Genomic DNA, 18,026 nt, shown 5'->3' with positions numbered 1-18,026 from the left:
GGCGCGCGGCCCGGCCGCTAGCGTCCCGGCGCGAAGGCCGCCGGCGGGCCGCCCCGTCCGAGGATGGCCTCCGCGACCAGGCGCCCGACCAGCGGGCCCAGGGTCCAGCCGTTCGAGGTGATGGCGTGGAACAGGCCGGGGTTGCGGGCGCTCTCGCCCAGCAGCGGCCCGCGGTCGAGGTGGATGTTGGGCGAGGCCCAGGCGCGCAGCACCCGGAGGCCCGACAGCATCGGCAGGGCCTGCCCCGCGGTCCAGAGGTTGCCCTCGACCGCCTCCCGGATGAGCCGCGCCGCGCCGTCCTCGTCGAGGCGGCCGGGCCAGCCGCCGCCGATGAGAAGCTGCCCGGAGTCCGTCTGCTTCAGGGAAAGGTGCCGGCGCGCCCATTGCACGAGCGGCCGGAGCGAGGGCGGCCCCGGGCTGGTGGCGATCACCTGCTGCACCACGAGGCGCATCGGCAGGGCCTCCCCCAGCATTTGCGCCACCGCCATGGCGTGGGGCCCAGCGGCGTTGACGATCCGCCCCGCGCGGAAGGCGCCGCCGGGCACGCCGACGCGGTAGCCCGCGCCGTCCCGGGCGAGGGACAGGACCTCGAGCCCCGGCGCCACCCGTGCCCCCGCCGCCCGCGCGAGGCGGAGCAGGGCCGCGGTTCCCCGCAGCGGGTCCATCTGCCCCTCGGCCGGGCACCAGGAGGCGCCGGCGAGGCCGGGGCGCAGGGCGGGGGCGAGGTCGCGGAGCTCGGCGGGGCCGATCACCTCGGCCTCGATGCCGCGGGCGCGCTCGAAGGCGGTCTTGCGGCGCAGCCAGTCGAGGGCGTCGGGCGTGTCGGCGAGGATCAGCCCGCCCTCGGTGCGGATCGAGAGCGTCTCCCCGGCCGCGGCCGCGAGCTCGCGCCAGAGGGCGACGGCCGGCGGCGCGAGGGCGAGCGCCTCGGCCAGCGGCCCGGGGTCGCCGACGTCCCCGAAGGCGTAGGCCAGGAGCTGGACGTGCAGGCTGCCGGCGTTGGCGGTGGAGGCGCCCAGGCCGGGCTCGCCGCGCTCGGCCACCAGCACGTCGCGGCCCTCCCGCGCGAGGAACAGCGCGGTGGAGAGCCCGACGACGCCCCCGCCCACGACCAGCACGTCGCAGTCCGGCGGCACCGGGGCCGGGGAGGCGGTCGTCCAGCGGCGGGGGAGGGCGGGCGCGTCGTAGAGGCGCTCGCGCGCGGCCTCGGGGCGCGGGTGCCAGATCGCGGCGGCGGGGACCGGGCGGAGCGGCGCGCGGGGCGCGGCGAAGCCGGCCTCTCCGGGCGCCGGGCCGAGGATGTCGCGCAGGGTGGAGGCGCAGAAGCGGCCGCCGCAGGCGCCCATGCCCGCCCGCGTGGCGCGGCGCGCGGCGACGGCCGTTCCCCCGGCGGCGCGGACGGCGCCGGCCGTCACCTCCTCGCAGCGGCAGGCGATCACGTCGTCGGGCGGGGCGGCGGGCGGGGGCGCGCGGAAGAGCCGCCAGAGCGCGGCCTGGAAGGCCCGGGCGCGGTCCAGCGCGGCGCGGTCCGCGGCGCGGGCGGGGGCGTCGAGGCCGAGCGCCCGCGCCGCCGCCCGGCCGGCGATCCGCCCCATGGCGAGGGCGGCGCGCGCCCCGCCCGCCGCGGCGCCGTCGCCGATCGCGGCCACGCCCGGGACGTCGGTGCGGCCCTCCTCGTCGGTGACCGTCTCCAGCGCGCCCGACGGCCCCGCCCGGTGCGCGGCGCCGAGCGCGCGGGCGAGGCCCGTCTCCGGCACGAAGCCGTGGTGCAGGGCCAGGGCGCCCGCCTCGAGGACCCGCTCGCCGCCGGGCGCGGCGACGCGGACGCGCTCCAGCCGCCCCTCGCCCTCGCAGGCCGCGACCCGCGCGCCCCAGAGCACCGGCACCCCCGCGCGGCGGAGGCGGAGGAGGTAGCGGGTGCCGTCCCAGGCGAGGTCCGGCGCGGCGAGGCCCATCCGGAGCGCGTCGCGCCAGGCGCGGGGGCCGGGGCGGGGCGCGGCCTCGACCACGGCCGCCACGCGCGCGCCTCCCTCCACCAGCTCGCAGGCGAGCTGGAGGTTCAGCGGGCCGTTGCCGGCCACCACCACCACCGGGGCGGGGGAGACGCGGCCCGCGCGGGCGAGGGTCTGCAGGGCGCCCGTGGTCATCACGCCGGGCAGCGTCCAGCCGGGCAGCGCCACGGGCCGCTCGTGCGCGCCGGGGGCGAGGAGGAGCTGGTGGGGGCGGAAGAGGGCGGCCCGCCCCCGCAGCAGCGCCGCCACCTCGTCCCGCGCGAAGGCGCCCCAGACGAGGGCGCCGGTCTCCAGCCGCACGCCCGCCGCGCGGGCCTCGGCGCGCAGCGCGTCGCCGCGGCGGTGCTGGGCGTCGGGGCGGTCGGCCGCGTGGGCGGCCAGGGGCTTGAGGTACTGGCCCCCCGCCGCGTCGCGCTCGTCGAGCACGGTGACGACGGCGCCGGCGCGGGCGGCCTCGATGGCGGTGGAGAGGCCGGCGGGACCGGCGCCGACGACCAGCAGGTCCGGGCGGTGCTCCTCCGGCTCGGCGGGCGGCGCCGCGTCGAACCCGAAGGGGGTGGGGGTGCCCGGGGGCGCCGAGCGGACGTCCAGGCCCGGCGCGGCCTTCACCTGGCAGGCGCGCTCCCCGGCGCGGCCGTCGATTGTCACGGCGCAGTCCCAGCAGGCGCCCATCCCGCAGTAGAGGCCGCGCGGCGCGCCGGCCGCGGTGCGGCGGAGCGCGAGGCGGCCGCTGGCGGCAAGGGCGGCGCCGACGGTCTCGCCGGGCAGCGCCGTGACGGGCTCGCCGTCGAAGCGGAAGGTCAGGGCGGGGCCGAGGGGGCTGAATCCGGGCGTGTCGAGGCGCATGGGCGGGGGCGGGGCCTTCGGGGCAGGGCAGTCAGGATATAGGCAGGCGGCCCGGATCGTATACACTCGGTATGGAATACGTCTCCTGGAGTCCTGCGCGCATGACCGCCGAGCCCTTCCGCGGCACCCATACCGTCCTCGTCACCCCCTTCACCGCCGACGGCGCCGCCCCGGACCTGGCGGCGCTGGCGCGGCTGGTCGAGCATCAGATCGCCAACGGCGTGCGCGGCCTGATCCCGCTGGGCTCGACGGGGGAGTTCCTGAGCGTCTCCCGCGAGGAGCGGGCGGCGGTGGTCGAGACCGTGCTGCGCGCGAGCGCCGGGCGGGTGCCGGTGATCGTCGGCACGGGCTGCGAGGACACGCGGGAGGCCGTGGCGCTCTCGTGCGAGGCGGAGCGGATGGGCGCGGACGGGGTGATGGTGATCCCGCCCTTCTACTCCGTGCCGACGGAGGACGAGCTCTTCGAGCACTACCGCCGCATCGGCGAGGCGATCGGCATCCCGGTGATGGTCTACAACAACCCCGCCACCGCCAACGTGGACCTGCTGCCGGCGACCGTCGCGCGCCTCTCGCGCATCGACAACTGCCGCTACATCAAGGAATCCACGCTCGACCCGACGCGGGTGCGCGACATCCTCGCGCTCTGCGGCGACCGCATGACGGTCTTCGCGGGCGTGCTCGGCTACGAGAGCGCCTTCCTGGGTGCCGTGGGCTGGGTCGCGGTCTGCTCCAACGTGGCGCCCGCGCTGTCCTCCGCGATGTTCGAGGCCGCGGCCGCCGGCGACCGCGAGACGGCGCTGCCGCTCTACCGCAAGCTCGCGCCGCTGCTGCCCTTCGTCGGCGGGCCCCGCTACGTCTCCGGCACCAAGGCGGCGCTGCGGATGGCCGGGATGGACATGGGCCCGCCGCGCCCGCCGCGCCTGCCGCTGCCGGAAGCCGACAACGCGGCCCTGCGCGACGTGCTGGGCGGCCTCGGCCTCCTCGCCGCCTGACCCCTCCTTCCCCCTGACAAGGACCCCTGCCATGCGCCTCCTCCCCGCTCTCGCCGGCGTCGCGCTCTGCGCCTTTGCCCTGCCCGCCCTGGCCCAGGCGCCCGCCGGCTGCGCGCCGCGCGTGGCCAATTCCGAGCTGGTGACGCCGGGAACGCTGACGCTCTCGACGAACCCGACGCTGCCGCCGATGCAGTTCGTCGATTCCTCGGGCGCGCTGCGCGGGATGCGGGTGGAGCTCGGCGCCGAGATCGCGAAGCGGCTTTGCCTGAAGGTGGAGAACGTGCGGGTGGAGTTCGCCGCCATGATCCCGGGCCTGGCCGCGCGGCGCTGGGACATGATCAACACCGGGATGTTCTTCACCGAGGAGCGCGCGCGGCTGATGCAGCTCGTGCGCTACGAGCAGCAGGCGATCTCGATCTCCGTGCCGCGCGGCAACCCCCGCAACATCCGCGAGGTGAAGGACCTGGCGGGCCTCTCGATCGGGGTGGAGCAGGGGGGCTTCGAGTTCAACCGCTCCCAGGACATCCTGCGGCAGGTGACGGCCGCCGGCGGCCGCGCGCCCACGGTGCGCGCCTTCGACAACTTCGCCGTCTCCTTCCAGTCGCTGCGGGTGGGGCAGGTGGACGCCGCGGTGTCGATCGACAGCACGGCCAAGGAGTACGAGACGCGCGGGGACTTCGCGCGCCCCATCAGCGGGCTCTTCCCCACGCCGATCGCCTTCGGCCTGCGCTCGCGCCCGCTGGCGGAGGCGGTGGCGAAGGTGCTCGAGGAGATGCGGGCCGACGGCAGCTACGCCGCCCTGCTCGAGCGCTACGGCGTGCGCGGCTGGGACGCGGCCTTCGACGTGACCGGCCCGACCCCCTGAGATGCAGGTCTGGTCCTGGCCGGGATTCCTCGACTACCTGCTGAACGCCTACCTGCTGGAGGGCGCGATCCTCTCGGTGGGGCTGACGGCGGGGTCGCTGGCCTTCGGGCTGGTGCTCGGGATCGGGCTGGCCCTGATGCGGCTTTCCAAGAGCCGCCTGCTGTCGGGGGTCGCCGCGACTTATTGCTGGCTGTTCCGGGGCACGCCGGTGCTGGTGCAGCTGCTCGTGATCTACACGGCGCTGCCCCTCTTCGGCATTCGGCTCTCGGTGCCGGTGGCGGCGCTGCTCGGGCTCTCGCTGAACGAGGCCGCCTATCTCTCGGAGACGGTGCGCGCGGGCATCCAGGCGGTGCCTCGCGGGCAGCGCGAGGCGGCGCGGGCGCTCGGCCTGCGGGGCGCGCAGGTCTTCCGGCTGGTCGTCTGGCCGCAGGCGCTGCGGATCATCATCCCGCCGCTCGGCAACAGCGTGAACGGGCTGCTGAAGACGACCTCGGTCGCGAGCGTGATCTCGATGGACGAGCTCCTGCGGCGGACGCAGATCCTCATCCAGGAGCGCTTCCTGGTGCTCGAGCTTTTCACGGTGGCGGCCCTCTACTATCTCGCGATGACCACGGCCTGGGACCTCGTGCAGCGCGCGCTGGAGCGGCGCTTCGGCCGGGGATACGCGAGCGAAGCCGCCGACCACCGGTGAGCGGCTCTCGGATGGCCGCGACCCAGGAGGGATCCTTGCCCGGACGCAGAGCGCAGACCGAGGCCGGGCGGGAGGGGAAGGGGCCCGTGCCCCCCGCCGGCGCCCGCGGCGGGGAGGGCGGGGGCTCGCTGAACCTCTCCGGCCTCGCCTACCGGGCGGTGTCGGAGATGATCCGCGACCGGCGCCTGAAGGGCGGCGAGACGATCGTGGAGCAGCGCCTCGCCGAGACGCTCGGCGTCTCCCGCACGCCGTTGCGCGAGGCCCTACAGCGGCTGGAAGGCGAGGGGCTGGTCGTGAAGGCGCCCAACCGGTCCTTCGTCGTCCGCCATGTCGAGCTGGCGGAGTACCTGCAGAGCCTCAAGGTTCGGGAGATCCTCGAGCCGGAGGCGGCGGCCCTAGCCGCGGGGCGGATCCCGGTCCCGCGGCTGCGCGCGCTGCGCGCCGAGGCGGTGGAGCTGAACGCCGCGCCCGCCCACACGGACGCGCACTGGACCTCGGACGACGCCGTGCACCGCGTCCTCGCTGAGCACTGCGGGAACAAGGTAATGGCCCGGCTGATCGAGAGCCTGCGGATCACGACGCGGCTCTTCGAGATCGCCTGGCTGTCGGACCGGGTGGGGCCGGACTCGAGCGAGCACATCGCGATCCTGGACGCCCTGATCGACGGCGATGCCCGGGCGGCGCGGCGGGCGGTGCAGGCCCATATCCGCTCGCTGTCCCGCTTCACGCTGACGATGGTGGGGTGAGCGGCGCCGGGCGGGGAGGCCGCCCGGCGCATCGTCCCCCGCTACTCGACGAGCGTGGTGTTGATCGTCGCCGGAAGCCAGCCGTAGCCGTCGCCCTCCCGCAGCACGTGACCGAGGCCCGGCCAGGGGAAGTGGTAGGAGAGGACCGCGTAGCGGTCCCGCGCGATGCGGTCCAGCAGGCGGGTCCTCGTTACCGCCGAGAGCTTCGGGTCCGTGTCGAAGGAGAACTCCAGCCCGGGCCGGCGCAGCAGCAGCAGCTGGTGGTGCGCGAGGTCGCCGGTGTTCATGACGATCCGGTCGCCGGAGCTGATGATGTAGCAGTGGTGGCCCACCGTGTGGCCGGGGGCGGCGACCGCGGTCACGCCGGGGATCACTTCCTGGCCGTCGCGCACCATCACCATGCGGTCGCGATAGGGAGCCAGGTTCTTGCGCGCGCCGTCGATGAAGGCCGTCATGAAGTCCGGGCCGCGCTTGTTCGCTTCGTCCGTCCAGAAGCGCAGGTCGGCCTCGGCGATCGCGACCTGGGCGTTCGGGAAGTTGCGGTTGCCGTTCGCGTCCACCAGCGCCCAGATGTGGTCGCAATGGGCGTGGGTCGCGATCACCATGTCGATCTGGGCGGGGTCGATGCCGGCGGCGCGCATGTTCCGCAGGAGCTGGCCGGTGGTCGGGCCGAACATGCGGCTGGCCTCGCCCATGCTGTCGCCCATGCCCGTGTCGAAGAGCACGAGCTGGCGGCCGGTGTTCAGCACGAGCGCGTTCTGCGCGAGAGTCGCCGCACCCGGCGGCAGGAAGTTGTCGGTGAGCATCTTGCGGATCTCGCCAGCCTCGACCCCGAGGAAGGAGTCGGTGGGGTCACCGAGCGGCAGCGCGCCGTCGGAGAGGACCGTCGCCTCGAACTCGCCGATCCGGAACCGGTGCCAGGCCGGGGGCAGGTCGTTGCGGAAGGGGGCGGCGGCCTCTGCCCCGGGCAGCGCCAGCCCGGCGATGGCCGACCCGGCGGTGGCGCCCAAGAGGGCGCGCCTCGAAAGCCCGTTCATGCTCTTTTCCTCCATCGTGCTTGTTTCTTCTTGCTGATCCCGGTCCTGCGGCCCGGGGTCGCTCCGGCGGGGCGGCGTGCCGCGGCCCAGCCGGCAGTCTGAGAGCCTCGTTCACCTCCTTCGGCGGCGTGCCGGCCGAGCGTAACGCCTGGCCTCGCCGCTGTCCCGCCCGTTAGGCCGCGGTGGCGGCGTCCGCCGTCAGAATTTCGCCGCGCTCGATGACGTAGGTCGTGTCCACCAGCGGCTCGAGAAGCTGCGGGTTGCTCTCGGTCACCAGCAGCGCGACGCGCGGGAAGGCCGCGTGCAAGCCGCGGAGCGCGTCCGCGTAGCGCTGCGCGAGCGCCGGCGCGAGGCCCTGAAAGGGCTCGTCCAGCAGCACCGCGCGCGTGCCGACGATGAGCGCGCGGCCGAGCGCGACCATCTTGCCCTGCCCGCCGGAGAGCCCGGCCGCGCGGCGGTCCGCCAGCGTCGCCAATTCGGGCAGGAAGGTGAAGACGGCCTCCAGGCGGCGGGCGGTCTCCGCCGCGGGAAGCCGCAGCACCTCGGCCGGCAGGAGGAGGTTCTGGCGCACGGAGAAAGGGCCGAAGAGGCGCCGCTCCTCCGGCGCGTAGCCGACGCCGAGGCGGGCGCGGTGATGCGCGGGCACGCCCGTCACCTCCTCGCCCCCGAGCAGCACCTGGCCGCCGCGCAGCGGCAGCAGGCCCATGATCGCACGCAGGGTGGTGGTCTTGCCGGCGCCGTTGCGCCCGATGAGCGCGACGAGCCCGCCGGGGGGAAGATGCATCGAGACGCCGCGCAGCACCGGCGCGCCCGCGATGTCGGCGGCGACGGCGCGGAGCTCAAGCATCGGCGGCCCTCCCGCCCGTGGCGCGGGCGGGCCGCGCGATCCCGATCACGTTCCGCTGCACCTCCGGGTCCGCGAGGACCGCCGCGGGGGAGCCGAGCGCCGCGATGCGGCCCTGCGCCCAGACGGCGACGCGGTCGGCGAAGCGCTCCACCACGTCCATGTCGTGCTCGACGAAGACGGCCGTCACGCCGGAGGACCGCAGGACGCGCGCCAGCGTCTCGACCACCGCCATCTTCTCGGAGGCGGCGACGCCGCTCGTCGGTTCGTCCATCAGCAGCACGCGCGGGCGGAGCGCCACGGCCATGGCGATGTCGGCCAGCTTGCGCGTGCCCTCGTTCAGCGCGTCGGCGCGGAGCGCGGCGGCGGGCAGCAGGCCGAAGCGGTCCAGCAGGTCGCGCGCCTCCTCCCGCCAGGCGGGGCGCAGCAGGGGGCGGAAGGGGGACCAGATCCCGTCCCGCGCGGCGATGGCCAACGCCGCGTTCTCCTCCACCGTGTGCTCGGAGAAGAGCTGCGGGAGCTGGAAGGAGCGAGCGATGCCGCGGCGGACGATCTCCCGCGGGGAGCGGCCGGTGATCTCCGCGCCGTCGAAGAGGATCTGGCCGCCCTGCGAGCGCAGGTAGCCGGTTGCCATGTTGATGAAGGTGGTCTTGCCGGCGCCGTTCGGGCCGATGATCGCCAGGAACTCGCCCGCCGTCACCGCGAGGTCGATACCGTCGGCGGCCTTCACGCCGCCGAAGGCCAGGCGAAGGCCGCGCGCCTCGAGAAGGGCGCTCACGCCGCGCGCCGCCGGCCGAGGCGCGCCGCGACGATGCCCCAGAGGCCGCCGCGGGCGAAGAGGATGACGAGCAGCAGCACGGCGCCGAGGATCATCCCCCAGGCGTCGGCGACGGTGGCCGCGGCGTAGACGCGCACCAGCTCGAAGGTCGCGGCGCCGAGGAAGGGGCCGAGCACGCCGCCCGCGCCGCCGAGCACGGCGATGAAGACGAGCTCGCCGGAGGCGGTCCAGTAGGCGAGCAGCGGCGTGACGTGGCGCGTCGCCATCGCGATCACCGCCCCCGCGCAGCCCGCCATGACCGCGGAGAGCACATAGGCCGAGAGGAGGACGCGGCGCGGCGAGACGCCCATGAAGTCGAGCCGGGTCTCGCGCGTCTTGATCGCGGCCAGGGCCTGCCCGACGGGGGAGGCGAGGTAGGCCCGGGCCAGAAGGCCGAAGAGGAGGGCGAGGCCGAGCGCCATGGCGAAGACCGCCCAGTCGTAGGACGATCCCTCCAGCGGCTGGCCGAGCACCGTGATCGCGGGCACGCGGATGCCGTCCGTGCCGCGGGTGATGTGGTAGAGCTTCTCCAGCACGGAGTAGAAGACCATGCTGAGCGCAAGGTTCAGCATGCCGAAGAAGATCTCGCGGTAGCGCGACACGAAGAGGCCGACCACCGTGCCCACCAGCCCCGCGACGACGGCGGCGAGGGGGAGGAGGAGCGCCGCCTCGGGCACGCGGGGCGCGAGGAAGGCGACGGCGTAGGCGCCGAGCGCGACGTAGAGCGCGTGCCCGAAGCTCACCTGCCCGGCGCGCAGCAGCAGCAGGATGCCGAGCACGGCGACGCCCTTGGCGAGCGCGACGGTGAGCACGAAGCGCAGCCAGGGCGTCGAGAAGGCGGCGAGGACGATGGCGGCGGCGAGGAGGAGGGCGATGAGGATCTCGGCCCGGCGCAGGCCCCTCATATCCGCCGCGTCTCCGGCACCCCGAAGAGGCCCTGCGGGCGGAGCAGCAGCACGGCGACCATGATGAGGTAGGGGACCACCACCTCCAGCTCCGGCTCGAAGGTGACGGCGACGGAGCGGCCGATGCCGATCATCAGGGCCGTCAGCGCCGCGCCCTCGATCTGCCCCAGCCCGGCGGTCGCGACCACGGCGAAGGAGAGCACGATGGTGGAGGCGCCGACGCCCGGGACGAGGGAGGCGGTGGGCGCGGAGAGCGCGCCGCCCAGCGCCGCCAGCACGGCCCCGAAGGTGAAGGTCAGCAGGAAGACCCGCCCGGCGTCGATCCCCATCGCCGTCGCCGCCTCGCGGTCGAGGGTGACGGCGACGATGACGCGCCCCGCCAGCGTGCGCCGCAGGAACCAGGCGAGGCCCCCGAGGGTGAGGAGGGCGACGACCGGCAGGAGGATCACCTGGTAGGCGTTGTAGGGGATCACGTCGCCGGCGAAGGGGACGTCCACCGTGCCCATCAGGGCGACGGGGCCGCCGAAGGAGACGGGCTGCACGCCCCAGACGATCTTCTGCAGGTCCTCCAGGATCATGAAGAGCGCGAAGGTGACGAGGAGCTGCAGGACGGACTCCTCGGCGTAGACGCGGCGGAGCAGGAAGCGCTCGATGAGGGGGCCGAGGATCGCACCGGTCACGACCGCGGCCAGGAGGAGGGCCGCGAAGGAGGCCCAGGGCGGCAGCCCGACCGCCGTCATCAGGAGCCCGATGGACGCGGCCATGTAGCCGCCGATGGCGAAGAAGCTGCCATGCGCGACGTTCAGCACCCGCAGCACCCCGAAGACGAGGTTGAGCCCGACGGCCACCATGAAGATCAGCGCGGCGCTCGCGATGCCGTCCAGCAGCGCGAGGCCGAGGAGTGCGCCGTTCTGCTCGAACCATTCCCCCATGCGCCGCGCCCGTCAGCCGGCCGGGCGGACGGGGTCCGGCACGCGCGACACCGCGTCGGCCGTCAGCGTGCGGATCCAGTCGAGGCTCTTCTGGCCGACCGGGGGCATGATCGTCTCGGGGGGGAAGACCACCATCCGGTCCATGATCGGGAAGGGGAAGCGATCGTCCTGCGCCGTCGTGCCGATGAGCTGCGGCTCCAGCGCCTGGCCGTCCTCGCGAATGCGCAGCCGCGCGGTGGGGCTGTCGAACTCCAGCCCAGGGAAGGCGCCCGCGAGCTGCACGTCCGACGGCCAGTTGCCGCCGTTCGCCGCGGTCGCCTTCGCGTAGGCGGCGCGGAGCGCGCTGAAGGCCTGGGCCATGTGGTAGGTCGGGTAGATCGGGTAGGCGTTGAAGCGGCGCCGGTAGTTGGCGACGAAGCGCTGCAGCGCCGCCGGGTCGGCCGGGCGCGGGTGCTGGTGCCAGTGGTCGCCGCGGCTGCCGACGATGTGCCCGGGCGGCAGCAGGCGTCCGACGCGCTCGAGCGAGGATTCCGCGAGCGGCAGGACGAAGGTCGAGCGCTCGAAGAGGCGCCGCTCCGCCGACTGGCGGATGAAGGTGTCGAGGTCGCCGCCCCAGCTCGTGCTGAGCACCACGTCCGGGCGCAGCGCGAGGAGGCGCGTGACCTCCGCCGAGAAGTCTGTCGCGCCGAAGCGCGGGAAGAGCTCTGCCACGACGCGCACGCCGGGCTTGAGGACGTCCATCGCGGCCTTCCAGAGCTCCCAGGAATCGCGCCCCCAGGCGTAGTCCTGGTTCACCACGGCCAGCGAGCGGAAGTCGGGCTTGTGCTTCAGCAGGTAGAGGAGCGGGGCCATCATCTCGGGCGTCGAGTTCGCCTGGCTGCGGAAGGCGTACTTGTAGGACCCCTCCTCGAAGATGCGCTGGGTGCCGCAGTCCCAGAGGAGCGTCACCTTCCGCAGCTCCTCGGCCAGCGGCGTGCAGGCGAGGCAGGAGCCGGAGGAGATGGAGGCGAGCATCACGTCCACCTTCTCGTTCTGCACGAGGCGGCGGAACTCGCCGACGAGGTGGTCGATGCCCGGGCCCTCGTCCACGAAGAAGAGGCGGATCGGCACGCCGCCGATGCCGCCCTCGCGGTTGATCTCCTCGGCCAGCATCTCCGCGGCGTTGCGGCCGGGCACGCCGAAGACAGAGGCCGGGCCGGAGAGAAAGGTCGTGATGCCGATCTTCAGCTCGGACGGCTTGGCCGCCGGCGCCTGCGCGGAGAGGCCCGCCGGGAGCAGGACGGAGCCGAAGCCGGCGGCGAGCGCGCCGCGGCGGGTGAGGGGGGACGTGACGGGCATGGCGCTTCCTCCGGAGCGTCCCGCCGGTTGGTTCCGGCGGGATCGTTGTGTCGAACGTCGTGTTGATTCCGGCCGACGGAACATCGCCGGCCAGCCCGGTGCTTCATCCCGGAGGTCATCACACATCCGGTTCCGCTTGAAGGGGGCAAAGCGGCGCCGCGCGACGTTTCGGCGCGCGCCTCGCCGCCGCGCCGGCCGCCCTGCGTGCGACGATCAGTGGACGGGCCCCGCCTTCCTTGGGCACGATGCCGCGGGCCTGGCCTTGCTGGCGCGCCATGACGGGCGCGGCGGGGGCGCTGGCGCGTGCCGGCGACGGGCCGGGTTCGGCAACGGGAGAAAAGCCCCGGAACAGGGGCGGGAGGAGAGGTTCGATGACCCTGCGCTTCACGCTGAACGGCCGTCCGGCGGAGGCGGAGCCCGCCGCCCCCGACCAGCCGCTGCTCTACCTCCTGCGGGAGGAGCCCTTCGCGCTGAACGGGCCGCGCTTCGGCTGCGGCCTCGCGCAGTGCGGCGCCTGCACCGTCCTGATCGACGGGCGCGCCGTGCGCTCCTGCTCCTACCCGGCCGAGGCGGTGGAGGGGCAGTCCGTGACGACGCTGGAGGGGCTCGGCACGAAGGAGAGCCCGCACCCGCTCCAGGCCGCCTTCAACGCCGAAGGGGCGGGGCAGTGCGGCTACTGCTCCAACGGCATGATCATGCAGTCGGCCGACCTGCTCTCGCAGAACCGGCGGCCAAGCGAGAGCGAGATCAAGGAGGCGCTGGCGCGGAACCTCTGCCGCTGCGGCGGGCACAACCGGATGGTGGCGGCGGTCGCGCGCGCGGCCGCGGCGATGGCGGGCTGAGGAGGCCGGGACGATGAACGCGATCCTTCCCCGCCGCTCGGTGCTCGCGGCCGGCGCCGGCCTCTTCGTGGCTCTCGGCCTGCGCGGCGCGCCGGTGGGCGCGCAGACGAACCTGGCCGACCCGCCCGCTACCGACGTGGACGGCGTGCTCGCCATCGGCGCCGACGGCCGCTGCGCCGTGCTGACGAGCAAGACGGAGTTCGGCCAGGGCATCCGCACCGCCCTCGCCCAGATCGCCGCGGAGGAGCTCGACTTGCCCTTCGAGGCCGTCCACCTGCCCTTCCCCGACACCGACCGCTCGGCCGACCACGGGCTGACCGGCGGCTCCGTCACGCTGCAGGTCGTGGGGCCGCGCCTGCGCCGCGCCGCCGCGACCGCGCGCGCGGCCCTCGCCCGGATGGGGGCCGAGCGCCTCGGCGTCGCGACCGGCGACGTGGAGACGGTGGACGGCGCGGTGCGCGTCGCTTCCGACCCGGGGCGGCGGGTGAGCTACGCGGAACTCGTCGGCGGGCGGCGCTTCGACGTCGCGATCGACCCCGAGGCCCGCGTGAAGGACCGCGCGGCCTGGAAGGTGGCGGGGCGGTCGTTGCCGCGCCCGGACCTGGTGGACAAGCTGACGGCGGGCGGCGACTACATCCACAACGTCCGCCTGCCGGGCATGCTGCACGCCCGGGTGATCCACGCGCCCGCGCTGGGCGCCGAGCCCGTCGCGGTGGACGAGGCCTCGATCGCCGGCATCCCCGCGCGCCTCGTGCGCCAGGGCGGCGTGCTGGCGGTGGTGGCGGAGCGCGAGTGGGACGCGGTGCGCGCCGCGCGCGATCTGGCGGTAACCTGGAGCGCGGGCAAGGCCATTCCCTCGATGGAGGAGGTCTACGATGTCGCGCGGCGCACGCCGGCCGTGCGGGCCGACGTGACGGTCAACCGGGGCAACCCGGAGAGCGCGCTGGCCGAGGCCGCGTCGACGCTGGAGGCGAGCTACGCCTTTGCCGTGCAGACCCACGGCACGATCGGCCCCTCCTGCGCCGTCGCGCAGCTTGCCGACGGGCGGCTGACCGTGCACTCCGGCACCCAGGCGCCCTTTGACCTCCGGGCGCAGATCGCGCGCGCGCTGGGGATGCCGAACGAGGCGGTGCGGGTGCTCTACCACCACTCCTCCGGCTGCTTCGGGCGGAACGGGCTCGAGGACGCGGCGTCGGAATGCGCGGTGATCGCAACCGCGGTGGCGCCGCGGCCGGTCCGGCTGCAATGGATGCGCCACGACGAGCACGGCTCCGAGCCCAAGGGCCCGCCCACCGTCATGGACCTCAAGGGCGGGCTGACGGCGGAGGGCCGCATGGCCGCCTGGGACTCGCAGTCCTGGGTGCCGCACTCCACCGTCACGCTGCTCCGCACCACGGCGTCGGCGCTGCTGGACAAGGAGGACGGCGGCGCGCCGGGCTCGGGGAACTGGCACGCGAACTCCAACCCGCCCTACGACGGCATCCCCGCCGCCCGGACGGTCGTGCACCGGATCGCGGAGACGCCCTTCCGCCCCTCCTGGATCCGCACGCCGGGGCGGGTGCAGAACTGCTTTGCGGTGGAGTGCTTCACGGACGAGCTGGCGGCGGCCGCGCGGAAGGACCCGGTGCGCTTCCGCCTCGACCACCTCTCCGACCCCCGCGGGCGCGCGGTGATCGAGGCGGCGGCGCGGGTCTCCGGCTGGGACGGGCGGCCCTCGCCGAGGGGCGAGGCGTCCGGCCCAATCCGGCGCGGGCGGGGCATCGCCTATATCCGCTACGACAACACCCGCACCTACGTCGCCTGCGTCATCGCGGCGGAGGTGAACCTGGATGACGGGACGGTGCGCGCCACCGACGCCTGGCTGGCCCAGGACTGCGGGCAGGTGATCAACCCCGACGGCGTCCGGCAGCAGGCGGAAGGGTGCGTGGTGCAGACCCTCTCCCGGTGCCTGCGCGAGGAGATCGCCTGGGAGGGGAACCGGATCACCACCCTCGACTGGGAGAGCTACCCGCTGATCACCTTCCCCGAGGTGCCGCGGATCACGGTGGAGATCCTCGACCGGCCGGACCAGCCGATGTGGGGGGCGGGCGAGCCGGCGGCCGCCGTCATCGCGCCCGCCTTCGGCAACGCCATCTTCGACGCGACCGGCGCCCGGCTGCGGCGCGCGCCCTTCACGCCCGAGCGCGTCAAGGCCGCGCTCAGCGGGGCGGCGCGAATGCCGCTCCCCTGAGGGGCGGGCCGGGCGCGGTTCCGCCGCGCCCGGGTCGCCGCGGCCCGCGGGCGCCCCCGCCGCGGCCGGTCCCTCGCGGGCCGGGCCGCCGCAGGTCGGGCTTGCAGGGGGGGCGCGGGTTGTCGATAGTCGACGCAACGAAAACGTCCGAGGGCGGCAACCGCGATGGCCAGGCTGAACATCAACGGCAAGACCGTGGAGGTGGACGCGGAGCCCGACACCCCCCTGCTCTGGGCGATCCGGGACCATGTCGGCCTGACCGGCACGAAGTACGGCTGCGGCGTCGCGCAGTGCGGGGCCTGCACCGTCCACCTCGACGGCCAGGCGATCCGGGCCTGCTCCCTGCCGGTCTCGGCGGTGGCCGAGGACCAGAAGATCGTGACGATCGAGGGCCTCTCGCCCGACGGCAACCACCCCGTGCAGGTGGCCTGGCGCGCGCTGGACGTGCCGCAATGCGGCTTCTGCCAGTCCGGGATGATCATGGCCGCGGCGGCGCTGCTGGCCGAGAAGCCGCGGCCGACGGACGACGAGATCAACGAGGCGATGACCAACATCTGCCGCTGCGGCACCTTCAACCGCGTCCGCGCCGGCATCCACCAGGCCGCCGCCGCGACCGCCGGCACCACGGGCTGAGGGACGACGCGCCATGACCACGCCCGACACCGTCACGCCCGAGACCGCATCCCGCGCGTCGCGCCGCACCCTGCTGAAGGGCGCCGGGGCGGCCGTGCTGCTCGGTTTCCACCTTCCGTCCAAGGGCGCCCTGGCGCAGCCGGCGTCCGCGCCCGGCGTGCCGCCCCCCGTGCCGGAGGTGAACGCCTGGGTCGTCATCCACCCGGACGACCGCGTCGTCCTCCGCATGGCCCGGACCGAGATGGGGCAGGGGACGCGCACCGGCCTCGCCCAGCTCATCGCCGAGGAGCTGCAATGCGACTGGTCGCGCGTCTCGACGGAGTACGTGACGCCCGGCCAGAGCCTCGCCCGCAACCGGGCCTGGGGCGCCTTCCTGACGGCGGGCAGCCAGGGCATCCGCCAGAGCCAGGAATACGTCCGCCGGGGCGGCGCCGCCGCGCGGATGATGCTCGTCCAGGCCGCCGCGGACCGCTGGGGCGTCCCCGCGGGGGAGTGCGCGGCGAAGGACAGCGTGATCACCCACGGCCCGACCGGGCGCCGGCTCCGCTACGGGGAGGTCGCGGCCGAGGCGGCGCGGCTGGCGCCGCCGGCGGACGTGCCGCTGAAGGACCCGCGCAGCTGGACGATCGCCGGGCAGCCGCTCGCGCGGATCGACACGGCGGACAAGACGACGGGCAAGCAGGTCTACGGCGCCGACCTCCGGATGGCCGGGATGCTCGTCGCGGTGCCGCGGCGCTGCCCCGTCTTCGGCGGGCGCGTGAAGTCCTTCGACGCGGCGGCCGTCACGGGCATGCCGGGCGTGAAGCACGTCCTGCAGGTCGGTGACTCCTGCGTCGCCGTCGTGGCGGACACCTTCTGGCGCGCGAAGACCGCGCTGGACGCCCTGCCGGTCGAGTGGGACGTGGGCGAGAGCGGGCGCGTCTCCTCCGCCACCGTCGCCGCCATGCTGGACGAGGGGCTGACCGCGAAGGAGGCCTTCGTCGGGAACGAGAGCGGCGACGCGCGCGCGGCGATCGCGGGCGCCGCCCGGAAGGTGGAGGCGACCTACTCCTACCCCTTCCTGAACCACGCGCCGATGGAGCCGATGAACGCCACGGTCCTGTGGACCCCGGCGCGCTGCGACGTCTGGTGCCCGACCCAGAACGGCGAGGCGGCGCTGGCCGCCGCCGCCGGCGCGGCCGGCCTGCCGCAGACGGCCTGCGACGTCCACCGCGTGGACCTGGGCGGCGGCTTCGGCCGGCGCACGGTGCACGACTGGCTGGAGGACGCGGTCCGCATCGCGCGCCAGGTGCCCGGCCTTCCCGTCAAGACGATGTGGACGCGCGAGGAGGACATGGTGCAGGGGCGCTACCACCCCGTCACCAAGTGCCGGCTGACCGCGGGCCTCGACGAGAAGGGCGACATCACCGGGCTGCACATGCGCATCTCCGGCCAGTCGATCCTCTCCACGGCCTTCCCGGGCGGGCTGCAGAACGGGCGCGACCCCGTGCAGTTCCAGGGGCTGAACCCGGGCGGGGCGGAGGGGGCGATCGGCTACACCTTCCCGAACCTGCTCGTCGACCACGCCATGCGCAACACGCACGTGCCCGCGCATTTCTGGCGGGGCGTGAACCACAACCAGAACGCCATCTACCTCGAGTGCTTCCTCGACGAGGTCGCGCACGCGACGGGGCAGGACCCGCTGGCGCTGCGCCGCAAGCTCATGGCGAACCACCCGAAGCACCTGGCGGTGCTCAACGCGGTGGCGGAGCGGATCGGCTGGGGCTCGCCCCCGCCGCCCGGCGTGCACCGCGGCCTCGCGCAGCAGATGGGCTTCGGCAGCTACGTCGCGGCGGCGGCGGAGGTCTCGGTGAGCGATGCCGGGCAGCTCCGCATCCACCGGATCGTGGCCGCGACCGATCCCGGCCACGCCGCGAACCCGCGCCAGATCGAGATGCAGGTGGAGGGGTCCTTCGTCTACGGGCTCTCGGCCATGCTCTACCAGGAGATCACCCTGAAGGACGGCGCCGTCGAGCAGACGAACTTCGACAGCTACAACGTGCTGCGCATGGACGAGATGCCGAAGGTCGAGACGATCGTCATGCCCTCCGGCGGCTTCTGGGGCGGCGTGGGCGAGCCGACGATCATGGTGGCGGCGCCGGCGGTGCTGAACGCGCTCTTCGCGGCGACGGGCAAGCGGATCCGCGACATGCCGCTGAAGCACCACGACCTCCGCCGCGCCTGACGCGCGCCGGCGCGGCGCCGTCCTCGCGCTCCTCGCCCTGCTCGCCGCCGCGCCGGCGGCGGGGCGGGTCGC

Annotated in this window: 15 protein-coding genes; 8 read left to right on the top strand and 7 right to left on the bottom strand. The window is 74.8% G+C overall.

Annotated features, from left to right (window positions below; all coding sequences use genetic code 11):
• Positions 1-17: 17 nt before the first annotated feature.
• Positions 18-2,858: an FAD-dependent oxidoreductase gene (locus tag EAH89_RS33000; RefSeq protein ID WP_140881815.1), complete on the bottom strand. Its 2,841-nt coding sequence runs from the start codon at positions 2,856-2,858 to the stop codon at positions 18-20.
• Positions 2,859-2,959: 101 nt separating this feature from the next.
• On the opposite strand from EAH89_RS33000, the gene EAH89_RS05635 reads away from it, so the two are divergent.
• Genes EAH89_RS05635 through EAH89_RS05620 form a run of 4 tightly spaced genes read left to right on the top strand, consistent with a single transcriptional unit; the run spans position 2,960 to position 6,152 of the window.
• Positions 2,960-3,850, top strand: a complete 891-nt coding sequence (locus EAH89_RS05635; protein ID WP_140881814.1) for a dihydrodipicolinate synthase family protein — start codon at positions 2,960-2,962, stop codon at positions 3,848-3,850.
• Positions 3,851-3,881: 31 nt separating this feature from the next.
• A complete protein-coding gene (locus EAH89_RS05630) occupies positions 3,882-4,715 on the top strand; it encodes an ABC transporter substrate-binding protein (protein WP_140881813.1) in 834 nt (277 codons plus the stop codon).
• A 1-nt stretch (position 4,716) separates the two neighbouring features.
• The gene (locus EAH89_RS05625; protein WP_140881812.1) at positions 4,717-5,406 is read left to right on the top strand and encodes an amino acid ABC transporter permease; all 690 of its coding nucleotides are present in this window, start codon (positions 4,717-4,719) and stop codon (positions 5,404-5,406) included.
• A gap of 35 nt (positions 5,407-5,441) precedes the next feature.
• Positions 5,442-6,152, top strand: coding sequence for a GntR family transcriptional regulator (locus tag EAH89_RS05620; protein ID WP_241666871.1), 711 nt, complete (start codon positions 5,442-5,444; stop codon positions 6,150-6,152).
• 41 nt (positions 6,153-6,193) lie between these two features.
• Here the strand turns inward: EAH89_RS05620 and EAH89_RS05615 are convergent, their stop codons facing one another.
• The 6 genes from EAH89_RS05615 to EAH89_RS05590 all read right to left on the bottom strand — a co-directional run bounded on the left by EAH89_RS05615 (position 6,194) and on the right by EAH89_RS05590 (position 12,025).
• Entirely contained in the window at positions 6,194-7,189 is a 996-nt protein-coding gene (locus EAH89_RS05615; RefSeq protein WP_140881810.1) for an MBL fold metallo-hydrolase, read from the bottom strand.
• Positions 7,190-7,361: 172 nt separating this feature from the next.
• Positions 7,362-8,036 carry an ABC transporter ATP-binding protein gene (locus EAH89_RS05610; RefSeq protein WP_140881809.1) on the bottom strand — a complete coding sequence of 225 codons (675 nt, stop codon included), beginning with the start codon at positions 8,034-8,036 and terminating at the stop codon, positions 7,362-7,364.
• Positions 8,029-8,811, bottom strand: a complete 783-nt coding sequence (locus EAH89_RS05605) for an ABC transporter ATP-binding protein (protein ID WP_140881808.1) — start codon at positions 8,809-8,811, stop codon at positions 8,029-8,031. The genes EAH89_RS05610 and EAH89_RS05605 overlap by 8 nt, the downstream gene beginning before the upstream one ends.
• Entirely contained in the window at positions 8,808-9,755 is a 948-nt protein-coding gene (locus EAH89_RS05600; protein ID WP_140881807.1) for a branched-chain amino acid ABC transporter permease, read from the bottom strand. Before EAH89_RS05600 ends, EAH89_RS05605 begins: the two co-directional genes overlap by 4 nt.
• A complete protein-coding gene (locus EAH89_RS05595) occupies positions 9,752-10,687 on the bottom strand; it encodes a branched-chain amino acid ABC transporter permease (RefSeq protein WP_140881806.1) in 936 nt (311 codons plus the stop codon). The genes EAH89_RS05600 and EAH89_RS05595 overlap by 4 nt, the downstream gene beginning before the upstream one ends.
• Positions 10,688-10,699: 12 nt before the next feature.
• Entirely contained in the window at positions 10,700-12,025 is a 1,326-nt protein-coding gene (locus EAH89_RS05590) for an ABC transporter substrate-binding protein (protein WP_140881805.1), read from the bottom strand.
• 371 nt (positions 12,026-12,396) lie between these two features.
• Here EAH89_RS05590 and EAH89_RS05585 point away from each other — a divergent pair, with 371 nt between their 5' ends.
• The 4 genes from EAH89_RS05585 (at position 12,397) to EAH89_RS05570 (ending at position 17,954) form a co-directional block, all read left to right on the top strand.
• Positions 12,397-12,867 carry a (2Fe-2S)-binding protein gene (locus EAH89_RS05585; protein ID WP_140881804.1) on the top strand — a complete coding sequence of 157 codons (471 nt, stop codon included), beginning with the start codon at positions 12,397-12,399 and terminating at the stop codon, positions 12,865-12,867.
• 13 nt (positions 12,868-12,880) lie between these two features.
• Positions 12,881-15,097, top strand: coding sequence for a xanthine dehydrogenase family protein molybdopterin-binding subunit (locus EAH89_RS05580; RefSeq protein ID WP_140881803.1), 2,217 nt, complete (start codon positions 12,881-12,883; stop codon positions 15,095-15,097).
• A gap of 165 nt (positions 15,098-15,262) precedes the next feature.
• Complete coding sequence (locus tag EAH89_RS05575) at positions 15,263-15,730, top strand: (2Fe-2S)-binding protein (RefSeq protein WP_140881802.1); 468 nt, start codon at positions 15,263-15,265, stop codon at positions 15,728-15,730.
• Positions 15,731-15,743: 13 nt separating this feature from the next.
• Positions 15,744-17,954 carry a xanthine dehydrogenase family protein molybdopterin-binding subunit gene (locus EAH89_RS05570; protein ID WP_140881801.1) on the top strand — a complete coding sequence of 737 codons (2,211 nt, stop codon included), beginning with the start codon at positions 15,744-15,746 and terminating at the stop codon, positions 17,952-17,954.
• Positions 17,955-18,026: the final 72 nt, after the last annotated feature.

Source organism: Muricoccus nepalensis, assembly GCF_006438825.1.
Taxonomy (GTDB): Bacteria; Pseudomonadota; Alphaproteobacteria; order Acetobacterales; family Acetobacteraceae; genus Roseomonas; species Roseomonas nepalensis.
The sequence above is the reverse complement of the archived record's forward strand: the minus strand, read 5'-3'. Positions and strand labels throughout refer to the sequence as shown.

Bases quoted from the DNA above. Each gene is read 5' to 3' on its own strand.
- EAH89_RS33000 (WP_140881815.1), bottom strand. From the start codon at position 2,858: ATGCGCCTCGACACGCCCGGATTCAGCCCCCTCGGCCCCGCCCTGACC.
- EAH89_RS05635 (WP_140881814.1), top strand. From the start codon at position 2,960: ATGACCGCCGAGCCCTTCCGCGGCACCCATACCGTCCTCGTCACCCCC.
- EAH89_RS05630 (WP_140881813.1), top strand. From the start codon at position 3,882: ATGCGCCTCCTCCCCGCTCTCGCCGGCGTCGCGCTCTGCGCCTTTGCC.
- EAH89_RS05625 (WP_140881812.1), top strand. From the start codon at position 4,717: ATGCAGGTCTGGTCCTGGCCGGGATTCCTCGACTACCTGCTGAACGCC.
- EAH89_RS05615 (WP_140881810.1), bottom strand. From the start codon at position 7,189: ATGAACGGGCTTTCGAGGCGCGCCCTCTTGGGCGCCACCGCCGGGTCG.
- EAH89_RS05610 (WP_140881809.1), bottom strand. From the start codon at position 8,036: ATGCTTGAGCTCCGCGCCGTCGCCGCCGACATCGCGGGCGCGCCGGTG.
- EAH89_RS05600 (WP_140881807.1), bottom strand. From the start codon at position 9,755: ATGAGGGGCCTGCGCCGGGCCGAGATCCTCATCGCCCTCCTCCTCGCC.
- EAH89_RS05595 (WP_140881806.1), bottom strand. From the start codon at position 10,687: ATGGGGGAATGGTTCGAGCAGAACGGCGCACTCCTCGGCCTCGCGCTG.
- EAH89_RS05590 (WP_140881805.1), bottom strand. From the start codon at position 12,025: ATGCCCGTCACGTCCCCCCTCACCCGCCGCGGCGCGCTCGCCGCCGGC.
- EAH89_RS05585 (WP_140881804.1), top strand. From the start codon at position 12,397: ATGACCCTGCGCTTCACGCTGAACGGCCGTCCGGCGGAGGCGGAGCCC.
- EAH89_RS05580 (WP_140881803.1), top strand. From the start codon at position 12,881: ATGAACGCGATCCTTCCCCGCCGCTCGGTGCTCGCGGCCGGCGCCGGC.
- EAH89_RS05575 (WP_140881802.1), top strand. From the start codon at position 15,263: ATGGCCAGGCTGAACATCAACGGCAAGACCGTGGAGGTGGACGCGGAG.
- EAH89_RS05570 (WP_140881801.1), top strand. From the start codon at position 15,744: ATGACCACGCCCGACACCGTCACGCCCGAGACCGCATCCCGCGCGTCG.